The organism is Opitutus sp., assembly GCA_024998815.1.
Classification (GTDB): domain Bacteria; phylum Verrucomicrobiota; class Verrucomicrobiia; order Opitutales; family Opitutaceae; genus Rariglobus.
Genome location: JACEUQ010000002.1, coordinates 1,057,732 through 1,070,378 on the forward strand (window position 1 = coordinate 1,057,732; position 12,647 = coordinate 1,070,378).

The 12,647-nt window shown below is 59.4% G+C and carries 8 protein-coding genes; 7 read left to right on the top strand and 1 reads right to left on the bottom strand.

Translation table 11 applies throughout. The annotated features are described in order from the left end of the window. Nucleotides 1-177: 177 nt before the first annotated feature. From H2170_12400 to H2170_12415, 4 genes are all read left to right on the top strand, one after another. Nucleotides 178-2,910, top strand: a complete 2,733-nt coding sequence (locus tag H2170_12400) for a PAS domain-containing protein (protein ID MCS6300878.1) — start codon at nucleotides 178-180, stop codon at nucleotides 2,908-2,910. Between the two features lie 952 nt (nucleotides 2,911-3,862). After that, nucleotides 3,863-4,192 carry a hypothetical protein gene (locus tag H2170_12405; GenBank protein MCS6300879.1) on the top strand — a complete coding sequence of 110 codons (330 nt, stop codon included), beginning with the start codon at nucleotides 3,863-3,865 and terminating at the stop codon, nucleotides 4,190-4,192. 2 nt (nucleotides 4,193-4,194) lie between these two features. Next, nucleotides 4,195-5,448, top strand: coding sequence for an ISL3 family transposase (locus H2170_12410; protein ID MCS6300880.1), 1,254 nt, complete (start codon nucleotides 4,195-4,197; stop codon nucleotides 5,446-5,448). Beyond that, complete coding sequence (locus H2170_12415; protein MCS6300881.1) at nucleotides 5,445-6,404, top strand: group II intron reverse transcriptase/maturase; 960 nt, start codon at nucleotides 5,445-5,447, stop codon at nucleotides 6,402-6,404. Before H2170_12410 ends, H2170_12415 begins: the two co-directional genes overlap by 4 nt. Nucleotides 6,405-6,614: 210 nt before the next feature. On the opposite strand, the gene H2170_12420 is transcribed toward H2170_12415, so the two are convergent. Further along, on the bottom strand, nucleotides 6,615-7,139 hold the full coding sequence (locus H2170_12420) for a hypothetical protein (protein MCS6300882.1): 525 nt from the start codon (nucleotides 7,137-7,139) through the stop codon (nucleotides 6,615-6,617). Nucleotides 7,140-7,379: 240 nt separating this feature from the next. Here H2170_12420 and H2170_12425 point away from each other — a divergent pair, with 240 nt between their 5' ends. From H2170_12425 to H2170_12435, 3 genes are all read left to right on the top strand, one after another. Beyond that, a complete protein-coding gene (locus H2170_12425; protein ID MCS6300883.1) occupies nucleotides 7,380-8,963 on the top strand; it encodes a hypothetical protein in 1,584 nt (527 codons plus the stop codon). A gap of 312 nt (nucleotides 8,964-9,275) precedes the next feature. Next, on the top strand, nucleotides 9,276-10,970 hold the full coding sequence (locus H2170_12430; GenBank protein ID MCS6300884.1) for an iron ABC transporter permease: 1,695 nt from the start codon (nucleotides 9,276-9,278) through the stop codon (nucleotides 10,968-10,970). Between the two features lie 327 nt (nucleotides 10,971-11,297). Beyond that, nucleotides 11,298-12,533: a proprotein convertase P-domain-containing protein gene (locus H2170_12435; protein MCS6300885.1), complete on the top strand. Its 1,236-nt coding sequence runs from the start codon at nucleotides 11,298-11,300 to the stop codon at nucleotides 12,531-12,533. The last annotated feature ends 114 nt before the right edge of the window (nucleotides 12,534-12,647 follow it).

Below are 12,647 nucleotides of genomic sequence, written 5' to 3' on the forward strand. Positions count from 1 at the left end.
TCACTGAGCCGTTTTCGGCTAAAACGCCTTTTGTTTGCTGAAAATTGGAATCCACCGCGTGGCTGCTTCGGCTGCGGGTCACTCGGCTCAGACCGCTTTAAACCCCGCCATTAGCCCGTGTGCCGATAAACGGTGCGTGCAATCAGCGCCCAGCCCCTCACGTTTGCCGGTAGTTTTGTGAATACCCCCGTCTCTACCCCTCAACCGACTGAACTTGCGCTGCTGGTACTCGACGCCAGCGGTACGGTTCGAGCCGCCAATGATTTCGCCGGTAAGCTTTGGCAAACTCAGCCCGCCGACCTCGCCGGCCAGCCCGTGGTCAGCCTCTTCGCCTTCGACGTTTCGGTCCACTCTGCCGGCTTGCGAACTTCGCACTGGGAGGTGCTCATCGCCACCGCTCTGGCACGTCCGCTGCGACTGCTGGCCCAACCCTTCGAACCGGTCGCCGCCGTACCCGTGGTCATCGAGCTGCAAGCCGCCCACGGCCCCGACACCGTTTATTTTGCCCGCATCGAGGCACAGCCGCCCGCCACGGCTGACGCACGTCCTGCAGCACACGCAACGGTTCCGGTGTTAACCGCCGCTCAGCCCGCCGCCCAACCCGCCGCCCAGCCCACCCCTGCCCAGCACGTGATTGGAAACGCGCCAGCCGTGGAGAGCGCGGGGCTTCTGGCCGCCCTCGGCCCCTTTGGCTTCTTCGACCTCGACCTGCAAACCGGTCGGCTCGTCAGCTCGCCGGCGTGGAAGCGAATGCTCGGCTATGAAACCGATGCGTTACCACAAACGCACGAGGCATGGCGCGCGTTGATCCACCCCGACGACACCTCCGCCCTGCCCGACCAGGTCGCGAAGCCCCCGCTCACCAACCACCGCGAATTCAGTTTTGAATGCCGGCTGCGCCACCGCCTCGGCCACTACATCTGGGTGCACTCTTCGGGCATCCAACTTTTCGGCCCCGACCGCAGCCTGATCCGCGTGCTCGGCCTGAATGCCGACATCCATGAACGCAAAGAAATCGAAGAGATCGGCCTGACCAGCGAAGACCGCATCGCGCGACTTTCCGATACCGCAGGGCTTGCGCTGTTCGACCTCGATTTCTCCAGCAGCAAGCACTGGTTTTCCCCGGCCTGTACCGCGCTTATCAGCGAAGGCCGCGCAGCTTCCCCCGCACTCGAAATGCTTTTACAGGCATTGCCCGCCCACGCGATGGAGTCGGGACTGGAGTTGTTTTTCGCCAGCTTCTCCACCGGCGAGCCCTACGCCTCCCTCGCGCTCGAACTGCGCATGGCCGACGGACGCCAAATCCCTGCTGTGCTCGGCGTGCACCGCCAGTGGTCGCGCAAACGCACGCTCAACCGGGTGATCGGCTTCATCCAAACGCTCCCGGCCAACACGAATCGGCTATCGGAGGCATTGATCAACGGCGTGCTCGATACGCTCAACGAGGCCGTCATCGTCGCCGATGCACACGGGCAGGTCATCTACCTGAATTCCAACGCCAGCCAGTTAACCGGCTGGTCATCGAGGGCGGCGCGTGCGGTTAAGCTCAACGAGGTGTTCAAACTGGTGCGAGCCGACAACGCTCGCCCCGACGACAGCGCAATCGATCTGGTGCTCGCCGCCGGCGCCGCGCCACGACTCCACGCCGAACACGCACTGGTCGCCGCCACGGGAGGGACACCCCGCGGCATCACTTGGAGCCCGCGCCAGGTCACCTCACCCGCAGGAGGAATCGAGGGCGTGGTCGTGGTTTTCCGCGACCCCGAGGCGATGACGCTCAGCCCCGAGGAGCGCATCCGCGCCAACCGGTTCGAATCCCTCGGCCAGTTAGCCAGCGGCATCTCGCACGATTTCAACAACCTACTCACCACGATTCTCGGCGGTATTTCCACCGCAAAAGACAACCGCGATTACACCAAACTGGCGGACGCCGAGAGCGCCTGTCTTGCGGCCAAGACGCTCACCCGCCAGTTGCTCACCGTGGCCAAGGGCGGCAACGCGAGCGAACAGCAGATCGTCGCCCCCGGCGACATTTTGGCCGACGCGGTGCGCATTTCCACCCCGGGCAGCAACGCCCTGGTTTCGGTCAATGTGGCTGAGGCGGTTGCCCCGATCCTAGTGGATCGCGGGCAAATCATTCAGGTTTTCCAGAACCTGATCATCAACGCACTGCAAGCCATGCCCGATTTGGGTAAAGGCCGGGTACAATTGCTCGCCATCGAGGTGCGCCTCGAAGCCAACGCAGTGCCGCCTCTGCCTGCCGGCGATTACGTGCAATTCGAGGTACAGGACAACGGCAGTGGCATCCCAGCGGAGAACCTGGAAAAGATTTTCGACTCCTACTACACCACCAAGAAACACGGCACGGGCCTGGGGTTGTCTACCGTGCGCTCAATCGTGCACCAACAAGGGGGCCAGATCACGGTTGCCTCTACCGTGGGCACCGGCACGACGTTCAGCCTCTATTTTCCCCGCGCCGAACGACCCGTCGTAGCGGTTGCCCGCACCGTTCCTTCGCTGCGGTTTGGCACCGGACGCATCCTCTTCCTTGATGACGACCCCAAGATCGGCGAACTGACGGGGGCCATGCTGGCCAGCCTCGACTACACCTACGACGTCGTACGCACGGGCGAGGACGCCCTCACCTTTTATCGTCGCTACCTGAATATCGGCCGCCCGTACGACGCCGTCATTTTAGACCTTAATATCATCGGCGGCATGGGCGGCGAGGAGTGTTTCAAACAAATCCGGGTGCTGCATCCCGAGGTCCGAGCCATTGCCAACAGCGGTTACGACAGCGAGGAGATGATCCGCCGCTGCCATGCTATGGGCTTTGCGGCGTATCTGACAAAACCCTACCGCGTAGGCGACCTGGCCCGCATCCTCAAAGTCGCCCTCGGCAAGGCCTGAGTTTTGAACCGAGAAAAAGCATTAGAACCACAGATTGCACGGAATACACAGATTACCAATGCATTAAACCCTCCTCATGAACACCACAGGGGCGAGTTGCATTTTAGCGCGTAGTAATATGCAAACATTTCAATCTGAATTCCGAAGTTAAAACCAACCACAGATTACACAGATTGCACAGATACAATCCCTTAGGAGGTAAACGGACTCAGCTTGATCCCCTTTTTTTCATCCTGTCTTCAAATTCAGTAACACTCTGTTATCTGTGCTCATCTGTGAATTCCGTGGTTAAAACTTCGGCGTTCGGGTGTGCGACCATGAAACTAACAACCATAACAGTGAAAGTCTGTTCGACCGAATTTAACGATTCGCGGTCGAAGGGCCCGGTCACGGACGCAGGCCGCGAGGCCTCGCCGGAAAGCACGACCGTGTGCCCGAACCAGTCAGCCGCAACGAAGGTGAACCCCATCCAATGAGCTCCGTTACCGAAACAACCGACGAGTCCAGCCGCTACCTGAACGGTGAAGCCTGCAAGGATCGGAAAAGGCAGTCTCGCAAAGACGTAGGACCTAAATCGTTGATTTCCGATCAACACGTCGGCGGAGTCAGCGGGGGCGGCGGGGTGGGAAAGGTCGTTAGGTTAAGTGGTGAGACCTGCGGCGGTGGGGCGTCTTGCGATGCCTCAACCACCGGCACAAGCGCGGCAAAACCTCGTAAGGCCGGACGGGCCGTGGCAGGAGTCGGAGACCTCCATAGTAGTGATGATCTAGCGGACATTAAAACCGCCGGGGAGCGAAGGGAGGGCACTTGTTCCCACGCATCACAGAGCGGCAAAGGACCCGACGATGGCTGGGGTGATGAACTCTGGATAAAAACGTCACCGAAGGTTCGGAAGCTGCAACGTGTGCTATATCGGAAAGCAAAAGCGGAGCCGCATTGGCGGTTCTATAGTTTGTATGGAGAGCTGTATCGGCAGGACATTCTGTCGGATGCGCTCGATCAGGTGATCGCCAATGACGGCGTGCCGGGAGTGGACGGGTTCGAGGTGGAAACGCTCGCAAAGAACGAAGCCTATCGGGCGGCATGGCTGCTTGCGCTGGCGGAGGAAATGCGAACGAAAACCTACCGACCCAGTCCGGTCCTGCGCGTCTATATATGGAAGGATCAGGCCAGGACCAAACGTCGTGCGCTGGGCATCCCTACGGTGAAAGACCGGGTGGTGCAAAGCGCGGGTTCTTCCCGTTTTGTTGTGGGTTCGGGCATAAAAGCAGCTAAAAAGTAAAGATGAGCATAAGCGCACATGAACATTACCGGCGGTTGCTGTTGCTGCCGGAACCGTGGGAAGTAACCAAAGTGGAGGAAGACATTCTCGGACTAAACGTGACGGTCTGGTTACGATGGCCAGACGGGGCCAAGGTGCCGTGCCCAGTGTGCGGTCAGTTGATGCCTATTTACGACCGAATGAAGGAGCGGAGTTGGCGTCACCGTGATGTGATGCAATATCGACTCGAACTGCGGTGCGCGGTGCCCCGCTGCGATTGCGAGGAGCATGGTGTTAAAACGATGCACGTGCCGTGGGCCGAACCAGGCTCGCGGTTCACCTCGCTTTTTGAAAGCTTTGCCGTGGCCGTGATCGCCTCTAGCCGATCGCTAAGCCAAGCCGCCGAGTTGCTGGGACTTCATTGGGATAGTGTACAACGTATAATCGATCAGGCTGTTGAGCGAGGCTTGGCGCGGCGAAACCTCGACGGCATCACCCGAGTTGGCTTAGACGAAAAGAGTTTTTTGCGCGGTCAAAGCTACGTTTCATTGATGACCGATCTCACCGGTCGGCGGGTACTGGACGTGGTTCCAGGCCGGGATACAGGGAGTGGGTTAAAGCTTTGGGCATCATTATCAAAGGAGCAAATTGACGGGATTGAAGCCGTCGCGATGGACATGGGTGCATCCTTCATCGCCGCCACCCACCAGGCCGCGCCCAACGCTGACATCGTTCACGACCGCTTTCATGTTTCAAAGCCTATGAACGAGGCGGTCGATCATACCCGCCGGGATGAGGCCGCTGAACTCGCTGCCAAAGGCGATGACATCTTAAAACGCACTCGCTTTCTTTGGCTGCATGGCATCGTTCCTGATGACCGCAAAGAGCACTTCGAGGCGCTGCTGGAGTCCAATCTTCGTACGGCCAAGGCATGGGCTTATAAAGAGCAGCTGGTCGAGTTTTGGGGACAACCCAACGCCGATGCGGGTAATACTTTCTTCCAGCTGTGGTATCGCTCGGTTATGAGTAGCCGCCTGCCCAGAGTCAAAAAAGTAGCAAAGTCACTAAAAGCCCATCTGGCCGGATTACTGACTTACTTTAAGCACCGTATTTCGAATGCACTCACCGAGGGTTTTAATTCAAAAATCCAAGCAATTAAAGCCGATGCTCGTGGCTTCCGTAAGTTCGAAAACTATCGCACCCGTATTCTTTTCTTTTGTGGTAAACTCGACCTCGAGCCTAATTTCCCCCCAGCCCTAACCCACAGTATTCCGTGAAGAACCAAAGCGCGGCGGTGATCGTGTTGCAGCCAATCCTAGAGGCGGACTTCCATGACCATTCCTACGCCTACCGGCCGAAACGTCGGACCCATCAGGCGATGGATAAGGTCAAGGAAGCCATGCTGAGCGGAAAGGTGGAGGTGGTGGACGCGGATTTATCGAGCTACTTCGATATGATCCCGCACCGCGAACTCCTGCAATTGGTGGCCAAACGGGTGAGCGATGGGAGCGTGTTGCGTTTAATAAAAACGTGGCTGCGCGCACCCATCGTGGAAGAGGACCGGGACACGGGGTGCCGCAAGGTGAGCGCGAACCGGTGTGGCACGCCACAAGGCGGAGTTATATCGCCTCTGCTGGCGAACCTCTACCTCAACGACCTCGATCATGCGGTGAATGAGAAGTGCGAACAAAAGCCGACGATGGTGCGTTACGCCGACGACCTCCTGATCCTGTGCAAACCGGGTCAAGGGGCGGGGCTGCAAACGCGACTGAAACGGTGGCTGGAGGCACGTAAGTTAAAGCTCAACGAAGAGAAAACCCGACTGGTGGATACACGAAAGGAAGGCTTTGAGTTCCTCGGTTTTTCCGTCGCATGGCGGCAAGGCATGAAGAGCAAACGAAGGTATCCGCACGTGGAACCCAGTGCGAAAAGTCTGGCCAAGTTACGCGACAAAGTGCGGATGGAGCTAGATGTGCGAACGCGCAACCAACCGGCGGTGGCGGTGGTCCGCAAGGTCAACCAAATCACTCGCGGTTGGGCGACGGCGTTTCATTACGGCAACAGCACGCACGTGTTTAGTAACCAGCAGGCTTTTGTGCGCAACCGGTTGCGGCGGTGGCTGTGGCGAAAGTATAGCCGCACCCACGGACTCTTCGAGTTCTTCACCGACGACCGTTTGCATGGTCAATACAAACTATGGCACTGGCCGCTTACGGCGGCTTGGAAGCAATGAACTCCGCTGAAACCAAACCGAAAGAATGGGGACTCGGTAAGCCGTGTGCGGGAAAACCGCTTGCACGGTTTGACGAGGGGGAGGGTCGCGCTGACGGGTTACCGACGCGCGGCTCTCTCTACTCTACTCAATCCGTGCAATCTGTGCAATCCGTGGTTAATTTCAACTGCCGGATTTAGGTTAACGCCTAAAATCGAAACGTGAATGATATTAGAACCGAATCACGCCGCTCTTTTTGATGGTGTCCAATGTATTGGCTGCGCGCCAATACTCCCAATCCGCCTCGATTCCGACATAGTCCATGCCGGTGGCGCGTAACATGGCTTCCATTCGCGTCAGCCGTTCGGTGTAACGCCATAAATGGGGCTTACCGGAAAAATTACTATTCGCGTCAAACACCCGCATGCAAGTGTAGGGTTTTGCTTTATATATAGCACCGCCTTCAAACGCCATTCGATGAGTAATACAATAGTCCACTTGCGGCCCTAATACGGGCAGCAGCTTGTCCATTTCTTTGCCTCCCGCTTCGTAATACGTGGTCGCGCGGAACACCGTGCTCGTACCGGTTATAATCGACCGGTAACGCAAAAACCCGCGGGCACACTGCTCAGGCGCATTACACCCTTCCACCTCCGCCGTGCCCATGCCGCCCGTCAACTTCCGGGTTTCCGCCTGATATATCCGACAAATCCCATAATATAGCGGCACGTCGCGACGGGTTTCCAGGGCGGCCACCGCATCACCAAAAAATCCTCGCTGATCACAAAATCATCACAGGCGCCGAGGCATAAATAGTCGCCGCTGGCGCGAAATAAGGAAGCGTTGTTGGCGGCCGCAATACCTTGGTTTTTCTCAAAAAAAGCGGTTTTATGCGCTCATCCCTAGCTGGAGCCTCCTCGAAAAGGTTTTTGGTTTTTTCTAGTAAAAACAACTTATGTGATTTAAGTTTACTGTAAAAGTGCCGTATTATACTGCATGAAAACAGGAAACAAAATAAGTAGCGGCGTTAAATTATCAAGTAACGAATCGATCGTTTATCCCTCCGGCGACTTCTTTTCAACCCCGGCGCGCAGTGATTTTGGTGATTTCTTACTGCAATTACAGCGCTTTTGGCGGTCCCACCCCGAAATCGAAGTGGCCATGACCGCCGATCTCGACGCCCACGCCATGGCGGAAAAGCGCGAACGGCGGAAGGACCGGGAGTTCGAACTGGCGCAGACCGAGGCGTTGTTCGCCGTGCCGGCGTCAGGCACGGCGGAAAAAACGCAAGCCGAGTTCCTCGCCGCAGGGCGTCCGCGCACCCCCGCTGTTGTGGTTTTTATCACGGCCATGGCCACCGGTTACTTGGGGTCGCAATACAGTGCCTGCCCCCGGATGGTGCTGCTTGAATCGGCATCGTTGCGCACCTTGCTCGATGATTTGGGGTACACGCTGCCTGCACCTAATACCGTTGGCCCCCTGATAAATCGCCTGAGTGAGAGTACTCTCGCCCTGATCCACCGGGCCCAATTGGCCGATATTTTGGCCGAAGGGCTCGATTCGTTTACCGATATCACCCTGGACAGCACGGCGATCAAGGCATCCAGTTGCTGGCCAACAGACTCCGGTATCATTTACCGCCTCTTTGAGCGAGCCTACCGCATGGGCGGCAAGCTCGACCAGGTCGGGCTTAACTCGCTGCAGGATGGCTTCAAAGACCACTGGCTGGAGGAGTTGCGAAAGAGCGCCCGCGCCATCGCCCTGCTGGGTGGTGGTCCCCGCCGAGCCCAAAAACTCCGGCTGCTCTACGACCAGTTTTACCAAATCGCCTGCAAGTTGGGCGGCAAGTTGCTCACCCAAGTAGAAGCCGCAGAGGCCGAAGCAAATGTTAAACTGGCCAAGCTGCGGCCCTCCAAGCGCCGGATCGCGGAAGACCTACTGGACTGCATCCACGGGGACGTGGTCGCGGTGATTACGACGATCCAGCAAAGCATTGCGCGGGTGCATGATGGGGTGAAGACCAAGTCGAGGGAAAGGGTCCTCAGCCTGGCCGATCGCAGTGCTGCTTTTATTGAAAAAGGCGGGCGGGAACCGGTGATTGGCTACAAGCCGCAATTGGCCCGCAGCCGCGGCGGTTTTGTCACCGCGCTGATTCTCGACGCGGGCAACGCGGCTGATTGCAAGCAACTGGTGCCCCTGCTGATCCAGAATATCGCCAACACGGGCCTGGTGCCGGCGAGCGCGAACGTCGACGACGGCTACTCCAGCGCCGAAGGGCTGGCGCAGGCATACGAGCTGAAGGTGGCCAAGGTGAGCATCTCCGGCGCCAAGGGGCGCGCCTTGCTCGGCGAGGAACTGTGGAACCACCAGGATTATATCACGCTTCGCGCCGAGCGCAGCGCGATCGAGTCGCTGATGTTTACGCTCAAGTTCAACCACGGGTTCGGCCGGCCGGGTCGTCGCGGGTTGGCGGCGGTGCGCAGCGAACTGACCCTGAAGATCCTCGCGCACAACTTTGACCGGATGATTTTGGTGCGCGCGAGGAAGTCTCAGGAAAAGCCGCTGCCCTTGGCGGCCTGAGTCGCTTCGCTCGTCGCGGCTAACCCAAATCGGTTCAATTAGTTCGGTGCAAAAGCCCCGGAGCGAACCGCCGTGGACTTCGCCGTTGGAAAAGCGACCTTGGTGATGGGGCCGGGGCTGTTTTTAGGCCGCCGCCCCTTCGTGAACACGTAAACCGAGTTCGTTCAGGGCTGTTTGCGCCCCCAGTGGCCGGCCGGGGCGGGAATACGCCCGTTGCGAAAGGCTTTTCGAGGAGGCTCTAGCCCGGCGCCAAGCCCCGCCGCCCACTTCCCCCTTGCCCGGCCTTGCGCGCGGCGAACACACTGCGCGCCGATGTCCCAGTCGTTTGCCCGTATCGTCTTTGCGGTCACTGCGGTTTTCTTCGCCGCCTTCTTCGTCTGGCCCCTGTGCCAAATCCTCAAGGGCGGCTTCATCGATGCCGACGGCCACCTCACGCTTGCCTACATCGGCGCGCTGCTCTCCGACCCGGTCTACCTGCGCGGCTTGGGCAACTCCTTCCTGCTCGCCTGCGCCTCCACCACCCTGACCTTCCTCATCGCCCTGCCGCTCGCGTTTTTGAGCGACCGCTTCCGCTTCCCGCTTAAAAACCTGCTCGGATCGGTCGTGCTCCTACCGATGATCCTGCCGCCCTTCGTGGGCGCGATCGGCATCAAACAGATTTTTGGGCAGTACGGCGCGCTCAACGCCCTGATCCTCGAACTCGGCCTGCGCCCCGCCGGCTGGACCTACGACTGGTTTGCGGCCAGCCCGTTTTGGGGCATCGCGGTGGTCAACGCCCTGTCGCTCTACCCCATCATTTACCTCAACGCCACCGCCGCCCTCGCCAACATCGACCCGGCCATGGAAGAGGCCGCGCAAAACCTCGGCTGCACCGGCTGGCGGCGTTTTTTCAAGATCACCCTTCCGCTGATCCAATCCGGCCTGTTCGCCGGCGGCACCATCGTGTTCATCTGGGCGTTCACCGAACTGGGAGTGCCGCTGATTTTTGACTACCCGAGGGTGATCGCCGTGCAGATTTTTTACGGCCTCAAAGACCTCGGCGGCAGTCCCGCGCCCTACGCCCTGGTCACGGTGATGCTGGTGAGCACCACCGTCATCTACATTGTGGGCAAAGGCCTTTTTGGCCGCCAACAGCACGCGATGATGGCCAAGGCCACCAGTTCGGGTGGCCCGCGAGAGCTGCCCCGCCTGGCCGCCTGGGGCTGCACGGCGGCGTTTGCCGGAGTGACGTTTTTGGCGGTGCTGCCGCACCTGGGCGTGGTGCTGGTGGCCTTCGCCAGCGACTGGTACGCGAGCGTGTTTCCGCAGCACCTCACGTTGGCCAACTTCGAGCTCGCCCTCGGCCACCCGCTCACCGTTCCCGCCATCGCCAACTCCCTCAAATTCGCCAGCCTGTCCACGCTCGTCGACCTGGTTTTGGGCATCGCGATCGCCTACGTGGTGGTGCGCTCGAAATTGGCCGGCCGCCAAGTGCTCGACGCCCTCGCTATGCTCCCGCTGGCCGTGCCCGGGCTGGTGCTCGCCTTCGGTTACCTCGCGATGAGCCAGGAGGGCAAATTTTTCGCCTTCCTCAACCCAATCGCCGACCCGACAATTTTGCTCATCATCGCCTACTCGGTGCGCCGGTTGCCCTACGTGGTGCGCTCGGCCGCCGCCGGATTTCAGCAGACCAGTGAAACCCTCGAAGAAGCCGCGCAAAACCTCGGCTGCCCCCCGCTCAAGGCGGTTTTCCGCATCACCCTGCCACTTATCACCGCCAACCTGATCGCCGGCGGACTGCTGGCCTTCGCCTTCGCCATGCTGGAAGTGAGCGACTCGCTGATCCTGGCGCAAAAGCAGGCGTTTTACCCGATCACCAAAGCCATTTTAGAGCTGTTTCAGCTACTCGGAGACGGCAAGTTCATGGCCAGCGCCCTCGGCATGTGGGCGATGGTTTTTCTCGGAGTGACGATCGTCGGCCTGAGTGTGATTCTGGGCAAAAAACTAGGCGCGATCTTCCGCGTGTAACAGCGCGGTGCGCGGCGAAGCCGGTGGTCATTAACCACACCGTCGCCCACGCCGTTTCGGGCGCAACCATCCGGCAAAACAAACGTTTAAAGTTTCAAAGAAAACCAATGCCGTTTGGCCGCAAAAGAACGTAAGGAACGCAAAAACCAGATCAATTCCGGCTCCTCTTTGCGCTCCTTGCGTTCTTTTGCGGCTAAAAATCCGATTCCGGTATGGCTATGATTTTCCCGTTACTGCCCTAGGCGATCACCCCGTTCATCTAGGGTTGATTCCCGATACGGCCTGAACGGGGTTGAAAACATCCCGCTTTCGCTCATCACAAGCCCCATGACGAAGCCCCTTACCCCCGCCCCTTGTCACCTTACCCGTTCCGTTGTTTTCCCCCTCCTCGCCGGACTTGCCTTAACCCCAGCCGCGTTCGGCCAAATTCACCCCATCGCCGAGACTGCGACCCAACTCGCCACCCCGGCATCCCAGTCCACCGGTATTGTGGTTTCCAAGATCGGCACCGGTTACTACCGGGGCAGCGGTGCGGTCGCCCGCCATGGGCAACTCATCTACTCGTGCGGCCACATGATCGCCTCCAACGGCGTGTGGGCCTCGGAGCTGTATTTCCTGCGCGCATGGAATTCGAGTTCGATCCCCGCGCTCTCGCAGATGAAAGCGGTGCGCGGCTACAAAAAGTACGCCGACTACCAAGGCCCGACCGGTAACCTCGCGTTTAGCCAGGACTTCATCGTCGGTTACGACGCCACCAACACTTTCGGTACCCCGCTGCCCACCTACGTCGACGGTGCGTCCAAGCTGCTCACCGCCGGCACCTCCAAACTCATCGTCGGCTACCCCGCCAAGATCGATTTCACCGGGGCGGCCGGCGGCGCCTTCCAGTATTACACCGGCCCCTTCACAGCGGCCATGTTTAGTGTTTACCCGACGTACCTGAACATTTCAGGAGTTTCCACCGGTGGCGGCAACAGCGGCGGCCCGGTGTTTGTCGCCGACAACGGCACGCAAAAAATCGCCGGTGTGCTCACCTCCGGCGCCACCAACGCCGCCGGCGTTTACGCGCTCACCGCCACGGCCGAAACCATGGCCCAGTCCGCCCTGAGCGCCATCGGCGTCACCGGTACCGCCCCAGCCACGCCGTCAACCCCCTCGACCCCATCCGCACCCGCGCCCGCCCCCAAGGGACCCGTGAGCGTCACCCTGAGTTACAACGGCAAGTACGCGATTCCCGATGGTAACACGGCCTATTCACTGCTGAACCTGCCGGTAACCACCCTGTCCGGCACCGTTAAAACTGTGACGCTCAGCCTGAACATCACCGCCAAGGTCGCCGGCGACCTCGACGTCTTCCTACGCTCCCCCAACGGCCGCGTCGCGATCATCCGCCAAAACAGTACCGCGAACAAAACCTCCAACGTGGTGCTGACCAACGCCAACCTCACGACCACCTTCGCCGGTTCCGCCTGTGTCGGCACCTGGGGCCTGTTCATGCGCGACGTGGTCAAGGGCAACCCGTCCACCTTCAACTCCACCGCGCTCACGATCACCAAGCTCTAAGCAGGCTACGTCCAATTCGAAAAAAGTAGCGCAGGCTTCCAGCCTGCTTTTATCCACCCGAGCAGACTGGAAGTCTGCGCTACTTTTCAACCCGGTTAAGTTCGCCCCCAGCGT

Bases quoted from the DNA above. Each gene is read 5' to 3' on its own strand.
- H2170_12425 (MCS6300883.1), top strand. From the start codon at position 7,380: ATGAAAACAGGAAACAAAATAAGTAGCGGCGTTAAATTATCAAGTAAC.
- H2170_12430 (MCS6300884.1), top strand. From the start codon at position 9,276: ATGTCCCAGTCGTTTGCCCGTATCGTCTTTGCGGTCACTGCGGTTTTC.
- H2170_12410 (MCS6300880.1), top strand. From the start codon at position 4,195: ATGAGCATAAGCGCACATGAACATTACCGGCGGTTGCTGTTGCTGCCG.
- H2170_12435 (MCS6300885.1), top strand. From the start codon at position 11,298: ATGACGAAGCCCCTTACCCCCGCCCCTTGTCACCTTACCCGTTCCGTT.